A 22,040-nucleotide genomic window follows, 5' to 3' on the forward strand; every position below is an offset into this window, starting at 1 on the left:
ATAGAACTGCTTATAAATCACGAAGGAGGATGGAGCATGGGCAGCATCATTCCAGTAGTGGAGAAAAAAGAGTTTCTTCGAGGCTTTTTGCAGCATTATGAGCTTAAGAGGCGTGAGTGTGCGTGGTTGTTAAATTACTTAATGAGTGATGATGAATTAATGGAGCGGGTTCACTTTGTAGAGCGGGCAGCATCTACACCGAAAGCTTTAGTGATCTCTGCAACGGGTGTCGATACCGTCCCGTTTTCATTTCACAAATTTAAACATATCACCACAGATGCTGAAAAAGCATTTCATGATATTCGTCTTAATCAAACAGAGGATATTTATATTGAACTCCATTTTGCCAACCCGAAGATGTACCCGCCCTATTTAGCGGTGCTTGAGGATAATCCATACTTGCCAGAGAATGAAGAAATTGCTCAGGTCCACCAACGTTTAGCAGAAGATTTACTTGATGCATCTATTAAAACTTTCCGCAAAAAGGATCTGCAAACGAAAATTGACGAGGCATTAGATAATAAGGATTACGAACGTTTTATCGAATTGTCTACAGAGCTAAAACAATTAGAGACATATTAAAAAGCTTCTTTATAAAAGAGGCTTGGACATAATGCAAGTGTATTAACGAGAAGAGAATAATATGCAGGCTAATGTAGAGATTTTGAGGTTCTAGGATTTCCGCGGTGCCATAAGCCAACAAGGAATATGAAGGCGGCTCATTCATTGTGAAATGAAGAGGCGTCTTTTTTTGTGTTAGTTAAAGCTCAACCTTGTTTCATCCTCGGTTGATTCGTGCAGACAGAAATTAAAACATGTGTTGGAGGAGAAACCGCCGCTCCTGAAATATACTACGCTTTCCGTGGTGAGCTAGTGAGCTTCCTCGGGCTGTTGCCCTGCGGGATCTCACTCCTGCTCTAGTCACCACTGGAGTCTCTGTATATTTCATCCGCTAGGTTAGTACGTTTTCTAATTATAATGTGGAGCAATTTAGTTGCGGTTCAGTTCAAGTTTTAAAAATGCAGACATCCTTGGGTTCATCTGCTGAGATCAGTGTTCTGTTTATAAAAATGGGAGCAGCTTAACATCCTTCCTCCGTTGATTGGAGCGGAAGGTACTCGACTCCTGCGGGATATGCGTGACCAGGGAGACCCCACAGGGCGAAAGTCCGAGGAGGCTCCCGGACTTTCGCCCGCGGAAGCGAGTGCCTTTAGCGGAGATCAACACCTATGGCAAGAGGATGTCTTTTCAGCTGCCTAATGTATGTGAACAACAAGACCGCATACGAGTGCAAAGACGGGAGGCTTCTGGTCCGTCTGCGGAAAGCAAGTGCGTGCAGTGGAAATTAACCACTCTGGCAGGGGGCTTTTTCAGGATGTTGTGCTATTTGATTTATAGCTCTATAAATAGTGATTGATTGTCTTATGACGTAGAAAAAGGTAGAATGACTAGGTAAACGAATTGGAAATAGAGGTGATTTTATGAAGTGGCAATCGAGTGAAATGGATAAGTACTTGCAATCAAAAGAATATGTTGATACGGCAATTGTGCCGCTTATCCCAATCTCTTGGCAGAAGGAAATCAAATCGACGGTGGCAATGGGAGAATTTATTTCTATCATCACCCAAGAGCTTGAAAGACAGTTCCAAGGGCGCGTCGTGTTATTCCCGGCTTTTACATACTTAGAAACAGAAAATGCCGAAGAGCGGACGCTGCGGCTTAAGCGCTGGTCTGAAGAACTGAAACTTGGCGGGATGGAGCATATCGTCTATGCAACCTCAGATGGATTTTGGAAAACGGTAGAAGAGGAACTGGGAGAATGGCTGATATGGCTTCCATCCATTCCGCTTGAACATCTATCATCAGAAAATAGACGTGAAGTGATTGGCGGGCAAATTAAACAGTTAGTCCCGATTATGACAAACAAGTGGCAAAATCGATAATCATGGCAAAATCGTGTCGTTTTACTTCTTGAAACAATTGACACCGCTAGGTCATTAAGCTATCATGGGTATGTCCTAGTATTATATGTGTTTAACTGTGCCCGTTATGGGTCTTATTTTATAGTGTAGGGGGGGAAAACTAGTGAGCGAAAAAGAGCACAAAGTTTCACGACGACAATTTTTAACGTACACGCTTACAGGTGTTGGCGGCTTCATGGCTGCGGGAATGCTGATGCCAATGGCACGCTTTGCCCTTGATCCTGCTTTGAAAGCTGGAACTGAATCTGAATATCAGCCTGTATGTTATCTTGAAGAATTGACAGAGGAACCACAAAAGTTTGCTTTCAGCTTTGAGCAGCAAGATGCGTGGTATGAATCGGAAGTAACACGTGAAGCGTATATCTTTATCCGTGGGGATGAGGTAACAGCGCTTTCACCAACATGTACGCATTTAGGCTGTACGGTATCATACGGTTCGAATGATGATCATCCTGAACGTTTCTATTGCCCATGTCACTTTGGTATGTTTGAAAAAGACGGTATCAATGTGCCTGGTACACCGCCTCAGCGTCCACTTGATGTGTATGATGTGATGGTAGAGGATGGAAAAGTATACTTAGGTCAAATTAATCAGCGAACATAAGGAGGGGCGTAATCGATGCTTCAAAAAATTTACGACTATGTTGATGAGCGTCTTGATATTACGCCTATGTGGCGCGATATTGCTGACCACGAAGTGCCTGAGCATGTTAACCCTGCTCACCATTTCTCTGCGTTCGTATACTGTTTTGGTGGATTAACTTTCTTCGTTACAGTCATTCAGATTTTATCAGGTATGTTCCTAACGATGTATTATGTACCAGATATTATCAACGCTTATCAATCAGTAGCTTACTTACAAAACGAAGTAGCTTTCGGTGTTATCGTACGTGGGATGCACCACTGGGGAGCTAGTTTGGTTATTGTTATGATGTTTTTACACACGTTGCGGGTATTCTTTACCGGTTCATATAAGAAGCCTCGTGAATTAAACTGGGTTGTCGGTGTACTTATTTTCTTCGTTATGCTTGGTTTAGGTTTCACAGGTTACTTATTACCATGGGATATGAAAGCATACTTTGCGACTGTTGTAGGTCTGCAAATTGCTGAGAGTGTTCCACTCATTGGTGGATTTGCGAAAACATTGCTTGCCGGCGGGGAAGTAATCGGGGCTGCTACACTAGCACGTTTCTTCGCGATTCACGTATTCTTCTTACCAGGTGCCTTACTTGGTTTACTAGCGGCTCACTTCTACATGATCCGTAAACAAGGTATTTCTGGTCCATTGTAAGATTTAATGGAGTGTTTGAAAGCTTAATAATGATTGATCTTTTAGACACCCTCTAACTGAAAAATAAAAAGGAGGGAACGAGATGGAACGTGGTAAAGGAATGCAGTTTGTCGGCGACTCTCGTGTCAAGGCAAACAACCGCAAACCGAATATTCCAAAAGACTACTCAGAGTATCCAGGTAAAACAGAAGCGTTCTGGCCGAACTTCCTCTTAAAAGAGTGGATGGTTGGTGCGGTCTTCTTAATGGGTTATCTTTGTTTAACTGTTGCTCACCCGGCTCCTCTAGAGCGTATGGCTGACCCAACAGATGCTGGATATATTCCATTACCTGACTGGTATTTCTTGTTCATGTATCAATTACTTAAATACCAATATGCTTCCGGGGACTTTAACGTAATCGGAGCAGTAGTAATTCCAGGTCTAGCGTTCGGTGCGTTATTAATCGCTCCGTGGTTAGATACTGGTAAAGAGCGTCGTCCATTAAAGCGTCCGATCGCTTCAGGTATGATGATGCTTGCAATCATTGCAACAATCTACTTAACTTGGGAATCTGTTGACCAGCATGACTGGGAAGCAGCTGCTGAGCAAGGTGCGATTGCTGAAGAAGGAGATATCGACACAGAGGCTGAGGGGTATGCTATTTACTCCGCTCAAGCTTCATGTATTGGATGTCACGGGGATACAATGGCCGGAGGATCAGGCGGTCCTTCACTTCTAGAAACAGAGAAATCTGCTGAAGAAGTTATGGATGTTATCGTTAATGGTCAAGGTGCAATGCCTGGCGGACTATTCGAAGGAACGGATGAGGAGCTAGAAATTCTTGCTGAATACATAGCTGCTCACGGAAACCCTGAAGAATAAAACATACGTTTTTAGGAAAGCTGACTGTTACAGTCAGCTTTTTTCTTACATATGATCTTTACTTAGAGATTTTTTCATCTTTTTATTAAAGAAATAGAGAAAGGACTACTAAAAGTGAAAACACAAATCCTTACTTTATTCGGTCACAGGCTTACAATCATTTTAATGTTGATTATTAATATACCTGGGACGATTTATGGGTATATGTGGTATGCCAATCAGCTTGAACGTACGCCTGCTCATTTTTTGCTGTTCGTACCTGACAGTCCAACGGCGAGTCTATTTTTTGTAATTGTCTTGATTGCTTTTCTAATGAAAAAGAACCTCCCTTTAATAGAAGCATTAGCAGCGGTGACGTTAATTAAATACGGGATTTGGGCTGTTGTGATGAATCTTGCCTCGTTTGCAGTGGGAGCGACTCCTCATTGGACAAATTATATGCTGATTGCTTCACATGCTGGGATGGCTCTTCAAGCAGTAATTTATGCCCCTTATTTTAGAATCAAGCCATGGCATCTAATTGTCGTTGCTCTCTGGACGCTTCACAATGATGTGATTGATTATGTGTATATGATGCATCCAGGTCTGCATCCTTATTTAATGCCATATATTACAGAAGTCGGCTACTTTACGTTCTGGCTGAGCGTGTTTTCCCTCTTTACGGTATATGTGCTCTGCATTAGAAACAAGACGTATAAGCTGAATATCCTTTAGAGAGACAATGAGTCTCTCTTTTTTTGTGGTCTACTCTTGTCCTAGTCTTCATAAGATGAAAAAAGAAGGAGGGACAAACATGCGTCAGGTCTTTATATTTATCTTTTGTATTTGTTTATATATGTCAACGGCAGGATATGGGTATGCAACGGAAGTGAATGGACAACATACATGGAAAGAGCTCAATCAAACGACAGATCACGTTTTGCAGCTAGTGAAGCAGGAGAAATTTGAAGAAGCGAAGCAGCTGCTTGATTACTTTTCCGACGGATTCATTCAGCTTGATTTTAAAGCAGAAGGATTTACGATGAATGAGATGCGTACGATCACGATGACGTTTGAACAATCGGTTGAAGCGGTGACTGCGGCAGAAAAGTCCCTTGATGAGAGAATTTATACGGTTACGACATTCAGGCTTGCAGTAGATGCGCTATCAAGTGAGCATCACCCTTTATGGCTTCAGTCTGAAGAAACGCTTCTAAATCAATTAGCTCTCATTAAACAAGATCACCAAAATGGACAGCCAGAGGCGATGCAGCATCGAATGAACACGTTCTTAAGGCATTATCAAATGATTCGTCCGGCATTAACGATTGATCTTGAACCGCATTTGCTGCAGCAAGTTGAATCACAGGTTACGTATCTTGATAACCTTCGAGTTGATGGCATAAACAGTGATAAGTTAACGGCACATATTGAAATGATGGAAGCGGATTTTGCTAAAGTATTTGAACGGGTAAAAGAAGACAGTGCCGATCCTTCCTTGCTATGGGTTATGATCACGATCGGCGGCATGATTGTGTTGTCCCTTTCGTATGTTGGAGTAAAGAAATACCGTGCGGAGAAGGGCAAAGTTCGAATGAAAGAATAATGTGTCAAAGCTGTGAAAATAATTTAAATTCGTTTCCCGCAAGCGGTTCGGATGGGTATTTTGTTTGACTTTGTTTGATGTTTTACTTAGACTTAATGGTAACTAGACTAACGCAGAGGTGAGACATACGAATGGGTTTTCTGATTTATTTTATTTTACTTCTGATCATTCCAATTTGGGCGCAGATGAAAGTAAAGAGTGCTTACAAAAAGTACTCTAAAGTTCAATCGTCTTCCGGGATGACTGGAGCACAGGTAGCAAGAAAAATTTTAGACGATAATGGTTTGTATGATGTCCGTATCGAAGAAGTACGAGGTCAACTGACAGACCATTACGATCCTCGTTCAAAGGTCGTACGCTTATCTAGCGAAAACTATCATGGCAATTCCGTTGCAGGAGCTGCCGTCGCTGCCCATGAGGTAGGTCATGCGATGCAGGATGCAGAGGATTATGCTTTCTTGCGTTTCCGTCATGCATTAGTTCCGATTGCTGGATTTGGATCAAACATTTCATTTTTCTTAATCCTAGCAGGTATCCTAATGGGTGCATCTAACCTGTTGCTGCTCGGGATCATCTTCATGGCTGCTGCTGTTTTATTCCAAGTGGTTACATTGCCAGTTGAATTTAACGCATCAAGCCGTGCGATGGAACAAGTGGTATCAGTTGGCGTGATTCGTAATGACGAAGAGCGCGAAACACGTAAAGTGTTAAATGCTGCTGCATTAACGTATGTAGCTGGTGCACTTGTTGCCCTTCTTGAGCTTGCTCGTTTTATTTTAATGTACATTGGAATGAACAACGACGATTAATAAAGGAAACCTCCGGGATTTAAAATATCCCGGAGGTTTTTTATATGCCGATTGGTTTTTTATTCTCATCTAAGGTGAAGCCTTCACCAATCACATCCTGGACGTCATTTACCGTTACAAAGGCATGCGGGTCAATTTTCTCTACTAAGGTTTTGAGACGAATTAATTCATTTCGTCCGACAACGCAGTAGAGTACTTCGCGCTCCGTTCTAGTAAAACTTCCCTGTCCTTTTAGTAACGTCGCCCCGCGGTCCATTTCCTTCATAATGGCATCCGCAATCTCGCTTGTTGAATCAGAAATAATAAAGCATGCTTTAGCAGAATATGCTCCTTGCTGGATGAAATCGATCACTTTCGCTGCCACAAATACAGCAAGCAGTGTGTACATAGCTTCTCGGTAATTTAAATAAATGAGAGAAGAGGCAATAACGACAGCATCGAACATAAACATTGTTTTCCCCATACTCCAGCCTAAATACTTAAACCCGAGCTTTGCGATAATATCAACTCCGCCTGTAGTCCCGCCGTATCTGAACACAATTCCAAGCCCGACTCCAATAAAAACACCTGCAAATAAAGCAGCGAGTGTCATATCATCATGCAGGGGAATATAAACAACAGTATATCGTTGAAAAATCTCTAAAAAGATCGAGACTCCGACGGTTCCGATGATTGTATAAATGAACGTCGTCTTACCTAGAATCTTCCACCCGATAAAAAAGAGCGGAATATTGAGCAGCAAATTAGAGATCGCCGGATTGAAAGCAAAAATAAAGTACAAAATTAAGGTGATCCCCGTAAATCCGCCATCTGCCAAGTTATTTTCCATATTAAAATAAACAAGTCCAAAAGATAAGATCGCACTTCCAAGTAAAATAAGGAGCACATTTTTAAATTTAACACGATAAGGCAATTAAAATCCTCCCTTCAGCTTTCTTCCTATATTTTGATGAAATCAATGCATGATTATTATATAGAAGCGAACAAAGAAGAGCAATGAAGCGAATAAGATTTGTCAAATCGTTCTAGATTCGCTAACATGGATAGTGGAAGACTGTGAGGTGGGAAAAATGGACAGAGAACAACGCCTGGAGGCTGGTCAAACAGACCGTAACTCTCATAAATCGATGAAAGACATGCAAGAAGAAGTTGATCAATTTATCGGACAGTTTAAAGAAGGCTACTTCAGCCCGCTTGCCATGCTTGCACGGATGACAGAAGAAGTAGGTGAGCTCTCACGTGAGGTCAATCATTATTACGGTGAGAAACCCAAAAAATCAGATGAAGAAGAAAAAACAATGGAACAAGAAATGGGTGACATTTTATTTGTGCTCATTTGTTTTGCAAATTCCTTACATATTGATTTAGAAGAAGCGTTTCATTTAGTGATGGATAAGTTCGAAAGCCGGGATAAAGACCGCTGGACAAAGATAGACGATTAAAGCTGAAACCAAAACCAACAAAATGACAACCTATTAAATAGAAAAAACGGAGTGGATAAAAAGATGAATAACACAAACGAAAATGTAAATATTGTGATTGCAGGACCGAGAGGAAACATGGGACGTGAAGCCGTTCGCATGGTGACTGATACAGATCATTTTACGTTAAAGGCCGTTGTCGATTCTAAGCATGATGGGATGAGAGTGGCTGATCTAGATGGTATGCCGGCCTTAGATATTCCGGTTTATACAGATATGGACCGCTGTTTTAGCGAGCATGAGGTGGATGTGTTAATTGATTTAACATCACCGGCATTTGGTCGTAAGCATATGGAAATCGCTTTTAATCACGGTGTTAGACCAGTTGTTGGGACAACAGGATTTTCTGATGAGGATATTGAAACACTTAGAACCATCGCAGAGAACAAAAACTTAGGTGCGATCATTGCTCCTAACTTTGCAATTGGTGCAATTCTAATGATGAAATTTTCACAAATGGCAGCTAAATTCCTTCCCGATGTTGAAATTATCGAACGTCATCACGACCGTAAATTGGATGCGCCGTCTGGTACAGCGATTAAAACGGCACAATTGATTTCTGAGGTGCGAGAAGCAAAAGTACAAGGGCACCCTGATGAACACGAGGAACTAAAAGGCGCACGCGGGGCTGATTTTGAAGGCATGAAAATTCATAGTGTCCGCCTTCCTGGCCTAGTTGCCCACCAAGAGGTGATTTTTGGAGGAGAAGGGCAGACCTTAACCATTCGTCATGACTCTATGAACAGAGCATCCTTTATGCCAGGTGTCAGACTAGCAGTTGAAACCGTTCTATCGATTGATACGCTAGTGTATGGCCTTGAAAACATTATCGAATAAGGAGTGAGGAAGATGAGGATTGCTTTAATTGCCCATGATAAAAAGAAAGATCAAATGGTACAGTTTGCGATTGCTTTTGAACAAATTTTATCTAAGCATGAACTTTACGGGACAGGTACAACTGGCACACGAATTATGGAAGCAACAGACTTATCTGTCACTCGTTTTAAATCTGGACCGCTTGGCGGCGATCAACAGATTGGTGCTCTTGTCGCTGAGAATAAATTTGATTTAATCGTCTTCTTCCGTGATCCTTTGACTGCACAGCCTCACGAACCAGATGTTTCTGCGCTAGTGCGATTATGTGATGTACAAAATGTTCCGCTGGCAACGAATCTTGGTACGGCAGAAGTGTTGATAAAAGGGTTAGAGCGCGGGGACCTGAAGTGGAGAGAAGTGTTCCACCAAAAGGGATCAGATCATGAGTAAGTTAGATCTATTAGCATTCGGAGCGCATCCTGATGACGTTGAAATCGGGATGGCCGGCACCATCGCTCTATATGCAAAACAAGGCTTTAAAATCGGGATCTGCAATTTGACAAGAGCGGAACTATCATCAAATGGCACTCCCGCCATTAGGCAAGAGGAAGCAGAGAGAGCGGCAGCTATTCTTGGTGTTTCAGAACGGTATCAGCTTGATTTGCCAGATAGAGGGCTTTCTTTTTATACGAGCGATCAGCTTAGGGAAGTGGTATCTCTCATAAGAAGAACAAAACCAAGGCTTGTCTTTGCACCTTATCCTATCGATCGGCACCCTGATCACGGCATGGCGAAAACGCTGATTCAAGAAGCGTTATTTAACAGCGGAATCAGAAACTATAAGTGTGCAGAAGGTCACCTGGCTCATAAAGTAGAAGAGTTTCACCTCTATATGATTAATGCGTACGTGAAACCGGATTTTATCATTGATGTATCTTCTGTCATAAAAGAAAAGCAAGAAGCGTTATCAGCTTATAGAAGTCAGTTTGAAAAAGGAACTGATTCAGTAGATACTCCTTTAACAAATGGATACATAACAAGAGTAGCTGCACGTGAACAGTTATATGGCAGTGAAGCCGGTGTGGAGTATGCAGAAGGCTTTAAAACAACGAAACCTCTGCTTGTCAAACAATTACTTGACGGATAATGAGTAAACTAGATTGAGTAAACAGAGATTAAACAAACGGAGAAAAAAAATATGAAACTAAAAATAGGAATCAGCTGTTACCCTACCGTAGGGGGGTCAGGCGTCATTGCGACTGAGCTTGGCAAGTTGCTTGCCGAAAGAGGACATGAAGTTCATTTTATTACGTCTAGTGTTCCTTTTCGCTTAGATCGAGTGTATCCGAATATTTACTATCATGAAGTCGAAGTGAACCAGTATTCTGTTTTTCAATACCCTCCTTACGACCTCACTCTAGCAAGTAAGATGGCTGAAGTAGCTAAACGACAAAAACTTGATTTGATTCATGTTCATTATGCGGTTCCCCACGCGATCTGCGCGATTTTAGCAAGACAAATGAGCGATCATGATTTTAAGATTGTGACGACACTTCATGGAACGGATATAACCGTCTTAGGGTACGATCCATCTTTGCGTGAATTGATTCGTTTTGGGATTGAACAATCAGATCGAGTAACAGCGGTATCAAATGATTTAGCCAAACAAACACATGAATTAGTCCATACGTCTAAACCGATTGACACCGTTTATAATTTTATTGATGAAAGAGTATACAGAAAGTCAGATGTCAGCGGGCTTCGTTCTCATTACGGAATAACGGATGAGGAGAAAGTATTAATCCACATTTCTAATTTTCGCGGAGTGAAGCGCGTTTGTGATGTGGTGAGAAGCTTTTCTCTGATTCAAAAAGAAGTACCTTCAAAGCTCATGCTGATCGGAAATGGTCCCGAACTAACGGTTGCGCGTGAACTTGTTAGAGATCTTGATTTAGAAGATCGTGTGTTGTTTTTAGGGAACCAAAAGCATATCGCCGAATTATTATCGATGAGTGATCTTAAATTATTACTAAGTGAAAAAGAAAGCTTCGGATTAGTCGCACTTGAAGCAATGGCCTGCGGGGTACCTGTCATCGGTACAAACATTGGCGGTATTCCTGAAGTTATCACAGACGGGGAGAACGGCTATCTATGTGAAGTTGGAAATGTTGAGTGCGTAGCGCAGGCAGCCATTCATCTATTAAAAGATGATAAGCTCCATGCACGTTTAGCTAGAGGTGCCGAAGAGACTGTACGTACAACGTTTCACTCGCACGGTATTGTCGAGCAGTATGAGGCGATTTATCGTGAGGTATTGGAGCAGGATATTGATGAAGACAGTTGAAGTAGAACGCCATAATCAGAAAATGATTGATGGGGCGGAGCCTGTCCTCTCTCAATTACACGAGCGGGGGTTTCTGGCTTATATAGTTGGAGGAGCCGTTCGTGATTTGTTATGCAAAAGGCCGATAACGGATATTGATATTGTCACTGAAGCTACTCCAGAAGAGATAAGTACGGTATTTTCCAAAACATTTTCAATGAACAATCAGCACCAAACCGTGATTGTTCGTCACTCAGGCTGCTTGTTTGAAGTGACTACCCAAAGAGGGAAAAGCATAGAAGAGGATCTCTTGATGAGGGATTTTACAATCAATAGCATAGCACTTGATAAGAAAGGGCAGTTATTCGATCCATTAGATGGACAATCTGATATTAAAAATCAGGTTATTCGCTCACATAATCCTGCAGCAAGAATGTCTGAGGATCCTCTTCGGATGCTAAGAGCCTATCGTTTTTCAAGTGATTTAGGGTTTAAGGTTGCAGAGAACCTTGGTGAGATCATTAGGTATCAAGCAGAAACGTTAAGCCGAGTAGCAATGGAGCGGATTTCTAAGGAATTTTATAAGCTCGTTTCTGGTCCATTTAAACATACAGCACTTAAAGAACTTGCATCATCAGGACTCTACAAACATTGCGGTCTTCCTCAATTAGATAAAAAGGCGATTGATTTTTTAAGAGAACTTCCTGTTTTAAAGAATGAAAAAGAAGAAGTAATTTGGACCTTCATTTGCCTAAGCATGAATCTAACGAGCGAAAGTCATTTGAAGGGGTTCTTATTTTCAAATCAATTAACAAAAGATGTACGAAATCGTCTGGCTGCTTTTTCTTATAGAAACAATCATTCATGGGAAGTTCTATCCCTTTATCGTGCGTCGATTGAAGTTGCATTAGATGTGGAGCGTGTGAGGGAGCTTACCAATGAATCCTATATAGCTAAAGAGAAGATTTTAACTATTTGGGAGCAGCTTCCTATTCAAACGAAAAATGATTTAGCGGTTACAGGTACTGATCTGCTTCGACATTTTAAGCGTGAAGCAGGTCCATGGCTGGGCGAAGCTCTTTTATGGGTAGAAGAACAGGTCGTAACAGGATACCTTCCTAACGAAAAAGATACGTTGTTACAAGCAATTGTTACAAGTAATACAGGAGAGGGGTGAGCAAATATGAAAGAACAATTATTGAAAATATTTCAAGATCACCAAGGCGAATATATTTCGGGCGAGAAAATTAGTCAAGAGCTTGGTTGTTCACGTACAGCAGTTTGGAAGCATATCGAAGAACTTAGAAAAAATGGCTATCAGCTTGATTCGGCACCACGAAAAGGGTACCGGATGGTGATGAGGGCAAATGGTATTCATACTCATGAAATTAAGCAGTATTTAACGACCAAGTTTTTAGGCCGTGAGCTCACTTATTTTGATGCAACAGAGTCAACTCAGCAAATTGCACATAAATTGGCTCAAGACGGGGCTGAAGAAGGACATGTTGTTGTAGCGAATGAGCAGACAAAAGGAAAAGGTCGGTTAGGAAGGGTTTGGCATTCAAGAAGCAACACAAGCATTTCAATGAGTATGATTTTAAGGCCGCCCCTTCCGCCTCAAAAAACACCGCAGTTAACATTGCTTGCCGCTGTCGCAGTTGTACAGGCAATCAAGAAAAATACAGGTCTGCAATGCGAAATCAAATGGCCGAATGATATTTTATTAAAGGGGAAAAAACTTGTAGGAATTTTAACAGAAATGCAAGCTGATCCTGATCTTGTTCATTCAGTTATTATCGGCATTGGTCTTAATGTCAACCAAACGTCAGAAGATTTCGGGGAGGACATTGCTCATCTTGCTACTTCATTGCACCTTGAAAAAGACGGTGCATCCGGTGAGCCTGTTGATCGAGCTCGTTTGATTGCAGATATCCTCTTGGAATTTGAAGAGCTGTACGAAGAATATTTAGAAAATGGATTTCAATCGATTCGTCCGTTATGGGAATCTTACTCCATTAGTGTAGGTACATATATTTATGCCAGGATGATAAAAGACGTCATTTACGGCTATGCGAAAGGCATTACAGATGACGGTGTACTGCTTGTGGAGGATGAATCCGGCAAAACTCATCATATCTATTCAGCTGATATTGAAATTGATCCCTCTAAGTAACAAATTTCTGCTATACTCAACATACGGGCTGTATCTTAGGAACAGCACCTTTAAAAGTGAAAGTAGAAAAAATTAGTTCTGCCTTGATCCCAAAAGGACTAGGACAGAGGGATTGATATGCAATATGTGTACATCGCTTGTTTTTCATAGCTTTGTGTGCATTATTTCCTGTGAGCAAAATCCTTCTTCCATAAATGGGAGAAGGATTTTTTTGTGGAAATTCATTGCTTAACATCCCTCCTCTATTAAAAAGGAGGAAGATGATGAAAACGACAGCAACATTTAAGAAAATGAAGCGGGAAAAAGAAAAAATAACGATGATGACGGCTTACGATGCTCCTTCTGCTAAGCATCTAGAACAAGCAGAAGTGGACATGATTTTAGTCGGAGACTCGCTTGGAATGGTGGTTCTAGGTTACGATTCAACGATTCCAGTGACTGTAGATGATATGGTTCTGCATACAAAAGCCGTAAAGCGCGGGGCAAGAAATACGTTTGTCGTTACTGATCTACCGTATTTATCCTATCATGCAGATCTCACTGAAACGTTTGCCAATGCAAAGCGCCTAATGCAAGAAGCTGGGGCAAATGCAATTAAGCTTGAAGGGGCAGGAGAAGTGATTGAGACGATCGCTAAATTAACGACCGCTGGAGTCCCGGTTGTGGGTCATTTAGGGTTAACACCTCAATCGGTGGCTGTGATGGGTGGATACAAGGTGCAAGGAAAAGAGCTAGAAGATGCCCGTGCTCTTAGAGAGGATGCTCATGCGCTAGAAGCTGCTGGTGCGTTTGCTTTGGTCCTTGAGTGTGTACCAGATTCACTTGCAGCCCTTATTTCAGAAGAACTATCGATTCCTGTGATTGGCATAGGTGCTGGTGTGGATACAGACGGACAGGTTCTTGTGTATCATGATGTAATTGGCTATGGTTCGGCTCATGTCCCAAAATTTGTGAAAACGTATGCAAATGTATCTGACGTTATTCAAGAAGCAGTGGACCGGTATGTGCATGATGTGAAGTCCAGACAGTTCCCTGAAGATACACATCGATTTACAATGAATGAAGAAGTGCTGGCAGGATTGTATGGTGGAAGAGAATGAGAGTTGTTAAGACAATTAATGCGTTAAGAGAAGAAATAACAGCTGTCAAACGTAAGCAGCAGTCCATTGGATTTGTTCCAACGATGGGTTATTTGCATGAAGGTCATATGAGCTTGATCGAAGAAGCTAGACGTCAACATGATATTGTCGTGCTGAGTATCTTTGTGAATCCGCTGCAGTTTGGACCGAATGAGGACTTAGAGCGTTACCCTAGAGATTTTGTCCGTGATGAAAACATAGCAAAAGAGCTCGGTGTGGATCTTTTATTTTATCCTGACACAAAGGAAATGTACCCGGCAGATCCATCAATGACCATTCACGTGACAGAAGGAGTGAATGTGTTATGCGGTAAAAGCCGTCCGGGTCATTTTGACGGGGTGACGACTGTTGTGATGAAGCTGTTCATGCTTGTTCAGCCTGATCAAGCTTATTTCGGGCAAAAGGATGCTCAGCAAGTCGCGATTATCACTAATATGGTGGATATGTTTAATATTCCGGTTGAAGTAATCCCATGTCCTACTGTCAGAGAAGAAGACGGCCTTGCTAAAAGTTCTCGAAATGTTTATTTAACAGACGAAGAGAGGCAAGAAGCACCTCTTATCTATCAGGTGCTTACACAGGCGCGCAGTCTCATAAAAGAAGGCGAGCTGAGTCCAAATGAGATCGTTCAATTTGTCAAAAAGGAATTAAACTCCCTACAGCATGCGGAAATGGACTATGTCGAATTGCTGACGTATCCGAAACTTATGCCTGTTACTGAAAAAGATAAGACGATCCTATTGGCTGTCGCCTATACATTTAAACATGCACGTTTAATCGATAATATTATTGTATCAAAAGGAGAATAAACCATGTACCGTACGATGATGAAAGCAAAAATTCACCGAGCTCGTGTGACAGAATCTAATTTGAATTATGTAGGAAGCATTACCATTGATGAGGACATTATGGATGCTGTGGATATTCTTGAAAATGAAAAAGTACAAATTGTTAATAATAATAATGGAGCCAGATTTGAAACTTATGTCATTAAAGGCCCTCGCGGCAGTAAAGTCATTTGCCTGAACGGTGCCGCGGCTAGACTCGTTCAAAAAGATGATGTCGTTATTATTTTATCTTATGTGATGGTGGAAGAATCAAAAGCTGCCACACATACGCCAAGAGTGGCGATAATGGATGAGACTAATCAAATTGTTGAAATGTTAGGGACAGAACCAGCTTCTACCGTTATGTAGATCGCATATTCCCCTCCTATTCGTTGAACACTGAGCAAGAGGAGTGACAACGAGAGGAGGGGTTTTTTTATGAGTGAATTTATTCACCAGTGGGATCAGCTGTATACGGCCGCGCATAAAAACTGGCATTTATTTTCAGCTAAAGAAAAAGAAGAGCAGCTGCATTTCCTAGAAGAAGCAGCGCAGTCATTATTAGAATCATGGAGTGACATGGAGGAAAAATTAATTGACCTCAAACAAAAAAAAGAGGGTGCAGCAGAAGTTCCAAGTTATGAAAGCCGAGGAACAAGCTTTTTCACATTAGAAATGTTTGAACAAGCAAGCGCGGCATTTTTAACTGAAGAGGCAAGCGGTGAAGCGAATGATGTGAGACTGCTTTATTTAGGATACTCCTTTTTATATACAGAGGCATACACAAAGGCGATTGAAACGTTTTTGTATTTGATTCAATCAAAAGCACCTGCTGTCATTTCACATTTTGCGTATGTAGGTTTAGGGTGTCTGTACACTCAGCTTGAGGATTTTGACCAAGCTATTTACTCCTTTGAAAAAGCGAATGAACTTACAACGAGTATAGATGTTGTGTATAATTTAGGAGTATGTCATTATGTGAAGAAAGAGTATAGTCAGGCCGCTCATTATTTTAAAGAAACGATTAAAGAATTAGAAGAAGACGGTGAAGCTTATTTCTTCTTAGGGTGCTGCTTGATTGAATCGGGATATAAAAGAGAAGCTTGGAACTGTTTTTTAAGTGCCTTATGCTTACTTTACACAGATGAGGCTCTTCTTGCTTTTGCTAAAGTGAGTGAGTGGCATGGTCATCATCAAATGGCGATTCACTGTTATAAGCGTCTCGAATCGTTAGGCAGACGTACAATTGAAACAAGGCATGGGCTAGCGTGGAATTATGCTCTTATCGAGGAGTATGAACATGCGATTGAATTATTTACAGAACTTAACCAATCAGGAAATGATGATGAGTCGATCGCTCAATCAGTTCGCTGGCTGATTGCACACTGGCCGCATGCACAATCAGAGGAACTATCAACTCACTTTCAACTTAATTGAAATAATTCGATTGAATCGCCTTAATTGAAATAAAGCAAAATGAATAAACCAAAATGAAAAAACAATTAGAGATGTGAGATGTTAGGTAAGGTTAGAGGTGAAACATGAACGATCGCTTTATAGTCGTAGATGTAGAAACAACAGGTCATTCAGTAGCAAAGGGTGATCGCATCATTCAAATAGGAGCAGTGGTCATCGAAAACGGGGAAATCATAGAACGTTTTGCTTCTTTTGTTAATCCAGAAGTGGAGATTCCTCCTTTTATCGAGGAATTAACAGGTATTAATCAAGCGATGGTTGAACATGCACCAACGTTTAAGGAATTGGCTGTAGAGCTGCTTCCTTTATTTGAAAATGTTGGATTTGTGGCGCATAATGTTCCGTTTGATTTATCCTTTTTAAAAAATCAATTTGAATTAATTGGTGAGAAGTTCCCAAAAATGAAATGCTACGACACAGTGGAACTGTCTCGAATGTTATTGCCTAAAGAAGAAAGTTATAAGCTCGGACATTTAGCGTTCAGCTTAGGGCTTTCGCATGATCGTCCTCATCAAGCCGATAGTGATGCGGAAGTAACAGCAGAAATTTTTCTATATTTATTAAATAAACTAAAAGGTCTTCCTCTCTTAACCCTTGAGCAGCTCATTCCTATTGTCAGGTATTTTAGAAGCAGCTTAGAGCCGATGATTTCAGCTTTTATTCAAGAGAAGGTCATGTTGGGCGTGAATGATGCGCAAGAGTTTGACTGCTATCGTCAGCTTGCCCTAAAAAAGCAGCCTGAGCATGATAATGAACCAGCACCTGAATCATTTAAAGGCACGTTTAGTGAATTTAGGTCTGAACTTTTTTCTGCGGATAAAGGACTTAAAGAAGCTTTTACAAAATATGAAACAAGAGAAGGTCAAGTAAGGATGATGGACAAGGTTGACCATGCGTTTCATCATAATGAGCATGTGTTAATTGAAGCAGGAACGGGAACAGGAAAATCCCTTGCTTATTTACTGCCGGCTGTATTGTATGCACATGAGACAGATCAGGCGGTCGTCATCTCGACCCAAACCATCCCGCTTCAAGATCAGCTGCTCATGCGTGATTTGCCGCTGCTTGAGCGCCTACTTCCATTTCCAGTAGACGTAGCTTTACTAAAAGGGCGCAGTCACTACCTTTGTTTACGTAAGTTTGAGCAGTCTCTTAGAACGATCTCTGATGATACGTATGATGTCAGGCTGATGAAGGCTCAAATTCTTGTTTGGCTGACTGAGACGGATTACGGGGATGTAGAGGAGCTTAACTTATCATCTGGCGGCAGAGGATTTTGGTTTGAAGTGCAAAGCGATGCGAAGTCTGACTTAGGAAAGTTCAGTCCGTGGTTTTCGCGATGCTTCTATCACCGGGCTAGAAGAAGAGCGAGAGAGGCTCACCTTGTTATTACCAATCATGCTCTGCTCTTAACTGACCTTGTTCATGACCAAGCTTTACTGCCAAGTTATTCCCATGCGGTTATAGATGAAGCCCATCATTTAGTAGAAGCTGCAAGCGAACATTTAGGGATGAAAGCAGATTATGTGACCTTTTCTTATTTACTTCAGCGAATAGGACTCGATCACGACCATGGCATTCAACCGCATCTATGCCGAATTTCAGAGGAATACGGAATAAGCAGCAAACAACTTCATGATGAATTAATAATTTCACTTACCGCAATTAAAGATGAAATAGATGAATTGTTTCGAATGCTGAATGACTATGTAACATATAAAAGAAAGACTGGCGCCTCAGATATAGGGCGTATAAGTTACAGATATAGGAGCTTTGATGAATCTGGAAGTTCATGGAATGCCATTTTAGAATGTACGATGCGTGTTCATATGTTCGCTAAAGATATCCGAATTCGTTTTGATACATTAATAAAGCAATTTCTTGATATAAAGGATCAGATAAGCTATGTTGACCATGGGCTAGTGACCGATTCGCAACGACTAGTAGATGCATTAATGGAAGAAGAGCAGTACTTGTACGAGTTATTACTCGAAGCAGACCCGGAATTTGTTTATTGGATTGAAATAGAACCTAGAGGAGCTAGGAATGCTACATTTATTTACAGTAAACCAATCCAAGTAGCCGACAGACTGGCAGATCAGTTTTTTGCAAAGAAAAAAAGCGTTGTATTAACATCGGCTACCTTATCAATAAACGGATCGTTTGATTATCAGCTCGAACAGCTTGGATTAGAAGATTTCGGTGCGAAAGTGTATACGATTGAATCGCCTTTTTCTTATAAAGATCAAGCGAGACTGTTGATTCCAAAAGATATGCCTGCAATTAAAGAGGTAGGAGAAAAGCAATTTGCCATGGATGCAGCAATCAAAGTATGGCGGATTGCTGAGAGAAAGCGGGGTAAAATGCTTGTTTTATTTACCTCCTATGAGATGTTAAAGATGGTGTATGACTATATTAAAGATTTAAGTGAGTATGAACCGATGCCTTTAATTGGTCAGGGGATCACCAGCGGATCTCGCGCTAAACTGATTAAAAGCTTCAAACAGGCTGAGGAAGCCATTCTTTTTGGGACGAGCAGTTTCTGGGAAGGGATTGACTTACCGGGAGATGAACTAACAAGTCTTGTGATCGTTCGCCTGCCGTTCTCGCCGCCTGATCAACCTTTGCTGCAAGCACAGCTTGAACGGGCAAAAGAAGCGGGGAAAAGCCCTTTTATGGATGTATCTTTGCCGCAAGCTATTATTCGATTTAAACAAGGGTTCGGCCGTTTAATTCGTACGAAAGAAGACAAAGGATGCGTATTCGTGCTGGACCGCCGAATTTCAACGACAAGATATGGAAGTCAATTTATTAAATCACTGCCTGATGTTCCAGTAGACGAGCATAAACTCGAAGTGTTACTCGATCGTTACGAAGATTTCTTATAGCGCCTGCACACAGGTAATACATCGGCTTTTGAGCATTTTTACACAGTTTAAGTCAATTGAACAAGCACCTTATATCTTCTCCCTGACCTTCGCATACTATTCAGGCGGAGTTTAGTTACAGCCATTTAATTTTGTCGTTTTTAGTATACTGATGGTGGAGGTAGATCAAGGTGCATAAATGGAAAGTGCTTATAGCTGCAATAATCTTGGTAGTGGTTTTTGGGTCAAGTCCGTTGTTCATTAGGGCTTCTTCTGATATAGATATTCGAACCATTCTTAAAGAGGAAGAAGATGACGTGTCGATTTTATTCTTTGATCTTCCAGAAGGGGAATCGGCGCTTTTTCATACGAATGATGAATTTACTGTGTTAATAGGGACGGGCAGTGAAGCGTCATTTGATGAACTGTCCGAGAGATTAACGCGTTTAGGCATTACAGTCATTAACCAGCTTATATTGCCCAAGTTAGAGGATACATATATGGGCGGAGTGAGCAGGCTGCTTGATGAGAGGAAGGTAGAACAAATCATCGTTCCTGATCAAGGGTTAAAATGGTTCTCTGAGTCTTATCAAGAGTATAAAATTGATATCATCAGCTGGGAGGAAGAAGGACTATATCAGCCTCATCCAGCCTTACAATTTTCTGTCATGAAAAGTACGAGCTCTATGATGCCTGCTTTAAACTTAGATGTAGATATTGGCTGCGGGCACCGATTATTTTTAGCGAATGAAGCCTCCCTTGAATTAGAAAAAGAATGGATGACTAAAGACTTATCAACGGTGAATGTGTTAAAGGTAGCCGAGTATGGGACGGAGAAAGGGACGGGGGAAGATTTCCTTGTCTCATCAGATCCTGAGGTAGCGGTTATTTTTAATTTGCATGATCATACCGTTAGTGCCAGTGTTCGTGAGAGACTGCAGGAAACATGGATCGACACATACGAGACAAAACAGCATGGCACAATTCTAATCAAAGTAAATGAAACTGATTATGAGCTGTTAACAATACGCTTTTAAAAAAATAATCGTAAGACATTTCCAGTGAAAAGGAAGGTGGGTGAGATCATGTCGATTTTAATACATACTGTTTCGATTAGAACCGACGAGAAAAGTTCTAATTGGATTGAAGATGGCTATATCATCATAAATGAGGGAGTATTTAAGAAAATTGCAGACGGTAAACCGAGTGAAAAAGAATTAACTGAGGCAGGTGAAGTGATTAACGGCCGCGGTAAGTGGGTGTGTCCGGGGTTAGTCAATACCCACGGGCATGCCGGAATGTCCCTTTTGCGGGGATATTCAGATGACCTGCCGCTTGATCAGTGGCTAAAAGAAAAAATGTGGCCTTTTGAGGGGAAGCTGGACCTGGAGGCAACAAAAGCAGCACGTGGCTTAGCAATGGTTGAGATGATTCGATCCGGAACAACGACATTTCTTGAGATGTATCACTTATTTATGCATGAATTTGCCCAAGATATAACCGATGCAGGCATGCGCGCAACATTAATGCGCTCAATGATTGGTTTGTGTTCTAAAGAGGAACAGAAAGAAAAGCTTTTAGAGGCAGTTGAATTTGCAAAGACGTGGCACAAAGGAGCAGATTCTCGCATCCAAACGATGCTTGCTCCTCATGCTCCCTACACCTGCCCGCCGGAATTTATCGAAATGATTGTTGAAGAAGCTATAAAGCTGGATCTTCCAATACATATGCATTTGGCAGAGACGAGAAAAGAGGTCCGAGAACATATTCAACAGTATCATCATCACCCGCTTGAACACTTAGAGAAGCTGGGCTTCTTAAATGAGGCTAGATGGTTATTTGCCCACGGCGTACATCTAAACGAGGAACATATCGACCTATTAGCCGAATATAAAGCCGGTATCAGCCACAACCCGATTTCTAATTTGAAGCTGGGGTCAGGTGTAGCACCTATTGCAGAAATGCTGCAAAAAGGGGTGGAAATAGGGATTGGCACCGATAGTGTTGCTTCAAATAACACACTTGATATGATCGAAGAAATGAGAATGGCTGCATTTATTCATAAAGGAATTGCCGAGGATCCAATTTTAATACCTGCTGAGGTGGCGATTAAGATGGCGACTAAAAACGGGGCACAATTATTGGAGCATGATAAGACAGGCGAAATTAAAACAGGATATAAAGCTGATTTTATGATCATCGATTCACATGGAGCCCACATGCAGCCTGCGTCTAACCGTGATTCGCATATCGTGTATGCAGCAAAAAGCTCAGATATCACGGATGTATACGTGGATGGCTTGCCTTTAATGAGAAACAAAGAGCTGCTAACGTTAGATGAAGAAAAGATTAAATTTGAAGCGAATGAGCATTATCAAAGGGTTAGATCATACATTTAAAATCCTGCAC

At 41.4% G+C, this 22,040-nt stretch carries 23 protein-coding genes; 22 read left to right on the forward strand and 1 reads right to left on the reverse strand.

Features of this window, described 5'->3' with window-relative positions:
* The first annotated feature begins 36 nt into the window (after nucleotides 1-36).
* The 8 genes from BPOF4_RS07575 to BPOF4_RS07610 all read left to right on the forward strand — a co-directional run bounded on the left by BPOF4_RS07575 (nucleotide 37) and on the right by BPOF4_RS07610 (nucleotide 6,529).
* Nucleotides 37-582 carry a ReoY family proteolytic degradation factor gene (locus BPOF4_RS07575; RefSeq protein ID WP_012958513.1) on the forward strand — a complete coding sequence of 182 codons (546 nt, stop codon included), beginning with the start codon at nucleotides 37-39 and terminating at the stop codon, nucleotides 580-582.
* Between the two features lie 899 nt (nucleotides 583-1,481).
* Entirely contained in the window at nucleotides 1,482-1,943 is a 462-nt protein-coding gene (locus BPOF4_RS07580; RefSeq protein WP_012958515.1) for a YpiF family protein, read from the forward strand.
* A gap of 142 nt (nucleotides 1,944-2,085) precedes the next feature.
* On the forward strand, nucleotides 2,086-2,586 hold the full coding sequence (locus tag BPOF4_RS07585; protein ID WP_012958516.1) for a Rieske (2Fe-2S) protein: 501 nt from the start codon (nucleotides 2,086-2,088) through the stop codon (nucleotides 2,584-2,586).
* Nucleotides 2,587-2,601: 15 nt separating this feature from the next.
* A complete protein-coding gene (gene qcrB / locus BPOF4_RS07590) occupies nucleotides 2,602-3,273 on the forward strand; it encodes a menaquinol-cytochrome c reductase cytochrome b subunit (RefSeq protein ID WP_012958517.1) in 672 nt (223 codons plus the stop codon).
* 82 nt (nucleotides 3,274-3,355) lie between these two features.
* Nucleotides 3,356-4,135 (forward strand): menaquinol-cytochrome c reductase cytochrome b/c subunit, encoded by a 780-nt coding sequence (locus BPOF4_RS07595; RefSeq protein ID WP_012958518.1) that lies wholly within the window; start codon nucleotides 3,356-3,358, stop codon nucleotides 4,133-4,135.
* A gap of 114 nt (nucleotides 4,136-4,249) precedes the next feature.
* Nucleotides 4,250-4,849: a lipoprotein heptaprenylglyceryl N-acetyltransferase LhaT gene (lhaT, locus tag BPOF4_RS07600; protein WP_012958519.1), complete on the forward strand. Its 600-nt coding sequence runs from the start codon at nucleotides 4,250-4,252 to the stop codon at nucleotides 4,847-4,849.
* A 79-nt stretch (nucleotides 4,850-4,928) separates the two neighbouring features.
* The gene (gene ypjB, locus BPOF4_RS07605; RefSeq protein WP_012958520.1) at nucleotides 4,929-5,720 is read left to right on the forward strand and encodes a sporulation protein YpjB; all 792 of its coding nucleotides are present in this window, start codon (nucleotides 4,929-4,931) and stop codon (nucleotides 5,718-5,720) included.
* Nucleotides 5,721-5,851: 131 nt separating this feature from the next.
* The gene (locus BPOF4_RS07610; RefSeq protein WP_012958521.1) at nucleotides 5,852-6,529 is read left to right on the forward strand and encodes a zinc metallopeptidase; all 678 of its coding nucleotides are present in this window, start codon (nucleotides 5,852-5,854) and stop codon (nucleotides 6,527-6,529) included.
* Between the two features lie 40 nt (nucleotides 6,530-6,569).
* Here BPOF4_RS07610 and BPOF4_RS07615 read toward each other — a convergent pair whose 3' ends face one another.
* A complete protein-coding gene (locus tag BPOF4_RS07615; RefSeq protein WP_012958522.1) occupies nucleotides 6,570-7,442 on the reverse strand; it encodes a YitT family protein in 873 nt (290 codons plus the stop codon).
* A gap of 157 nt (nucleotides 7,443-7,599) precedes the next feature.
* Between BPOF4_RS07615 and BPOF4_RS07620 the strand changes: the two genes are divergently transcribed.
* The 14 genes from BPOF4_RS07620 (at nucleotide 7,600) to BPOF4_RS07690 (ending at nucleotide 22,030) form a co-directional block, all read left to right on the forward strand.
* Complete coding sequence (locus BPOF4_RS07620) at nucleotides 7,600-7,971, forward strand: nucleotide pyrophosphohydrolase (RefSeq protein ID WP_012958523.1); 372 nt, start codon at nucleotides 7,600-7,602, stop codon at nucleotides 7,969-7,971.
* A gap of 63 nt (nucleotides 7,972-8,034) precedes the next feature.
* Nucleotides 8,035-8,847 (forward strand): 4-hydroxy-tetrahydrodipicolinate reductase, encoded by an 813-nt coding sequence (gene dapB / locus BPOF4_RS07625; RefSeq protein ID WP_012958524.1) that lies wholly within the window; start codon nucleotides 8,035-8,037, stop codon nucleotides 8,845-8,847.
* 12 nt (nucleotides 8,848-8,859) lie between these two features.
* A complete protein-coding gene (gene mgsA / locus BPOF4_RS07630) occupies nucleotides 8,860-9,276 on the forward strand; it encodes a methylglyoxal synthase (protein WP_012958525.1) in 417 nt (138 codons plus the stop codon).
* On the forward strand, nucleotides 9,269-9,973 hold the full coding sequence (bshB1, locus tag BPOF4_RS07635) for a bacillithiol biosynthesis deacetylase BshB1 (protein ID WP_012958526.1): 705 nt from the start codon (nucleotides 9,269-9,271) through the stop codon (nucleotides 9,971-9,973). The genes mgsA and bshB1 overlap by 8 nt, the downstream gene beginning before the upstream one ends.
* A 51-nt stretch (nucleotides 9,974-10,024) precedes the next feature.
* A complete protein-coding gene (bshA, locus tag BPOF4_RS07640; RefSeq protein ID WP_012958527.1) occupies nucleotides 10,025-11,170 on the forward strand; it encodes an N-acetyl-alpha-D-glucosaminyl L-malate synthase BshA in 1,146 nt (381 codons plus the stop codon).
* Nucleotides 11,157-12,326, forward strand: coding sequence for a CCA tRNA nucleotidyltransferase (locus tag BPOF4_RS07645; protein ID WP_012958528.1), 1,170 nt, complete (start codon nucleotides 11,157-11,159; stop codon nucleotides 12,324-12,326). The genes bshA and BPOF4_RS07645 overlap by 14 nt, the downstream gene beginning before the upstream one ends.
* A gap of 6 nt (nucleotides 12,327-12,332) precedes the next feature.
* Nucleotides 12,333-13,322, forward strand: coding sequence for a biotin--[acetyl-CoA-carboxylase] ligase (locus BPOF4_RS07650; RefSeq protein WP_012958529.1), 990 nt, complete (start codon nucleotides 12,333-12,335; stop codon nucleotides 13,320-13,322).
* A gap of 263 nt (nucleotides 13,323-13,585) precedes the next feature.
* Nucleotides 13,586-14,422, forward strand: a complete 837-nt coding sequence (panB, locus tag BPOF4_RS07660) for a 3-methyl-2-oxobutanoate hydroxymethyltransferase (RefSeq protein WP_012958531.1) — start codon at nucleotides 13,586-13,588, stop codon at nucleotides 14,420-14,422.
* On the forward strand, nucleotides 14,419-15,270 hold the full coding sequence (panC, locus tag BPOF4_RS07665; RefSeq protein ID WP_012958532.1) for a pantoate--beta-alanine ligase: 852 nt from the start codon (nucleotides 14,419-14,421) through the stop codon (nucleotides 15,268-15,270). Before panB ends, panC begins: the two co-directional genes overlap by 4 nt.
* Nucleotides 15,271-15,273: 3 nt before the next feature.
* The gene (panD, locus tag BPOF4_RS07670) at nucleotides 15,274-15,657 is read left to right on the forward strand and encodes an aspartate 1-decarboxylase (protein WP_012958533.1); all 384 of its coding nucleotides are present in this window, start codon (nucleotides 15,274-15,276) and stop codon (nucleotides 15,655-15,657) included.
* 69 nt (nucleotides 15,658-15,726) lie between these two features.
* Nucleotides 15,727-16,725 (forward strand): tetratricopeptide repeat protein, encoded by a 999-nt coding sequence (locus tag BPOF4_RS07675; protein WP_012958534.1) that lies wholly within the window; start codon nucleotides 15,727-15,729, stop codon nucleotides 16,723-16,725.
* Between the two features lie 104 nt (nucleotides 16,726-16,829).
* Nucleotides 16,830-19,652 carry an ATP-dependent DNA helicase DinG gene (gene dinG / locus BPOF4_RS07680; protein ID WP_012958535.1) on the forward strand — a complete coding sequence of 941 codons (2,823 nt, stop codon included), beginning with the start codon at nucleotides 16,830-16,832 and terminating at the stop codon, nucleotides 19,650-19,652.
* Between the two features lie 170 nt (nucleotides 19,653-19,822).
* The gene (locus BPOF4_RS07685) at nucleotides 19,823-20,668 is read left to right on the forward strand and encodes a ComEC/Rec2 family competence protein (protein ID WP_012958536.1); all 846 of its coding nucleotides are present in this window, start codon (nucleotides 19,823-19,825) and stop codon (nucleotides 20,666-20,668) included.
* Between the two features lie 48 nt (nucleotides 20,669-20,716).
* Nucleotides 20,717-22,030: an amidohydrolase gene (locus BPOF4_RS07690; RefSeq protein ID WP_012958537.1), complete on the forward strand. Its 1,314-nt coding sequence runs from the start codon at nucleotides 20,717-20,719 to the stop codon at nucleotides 22,028-22,030.
* The last annotated feature ends 10 nt before the right edge of the window (nucleotides 22,031-22,040 follow it).

The sequence above is a fragment of the Alkalihalophilus pseudofirmus OF4 genome (genome assembly GCF_000005825.2).
Lineage (GTDB): Bacteria > Bacillota > Bacilli > Bacillales > Bacillaceae_D > Alkalihalophilus > Alkalihalophilus pseudofirmus.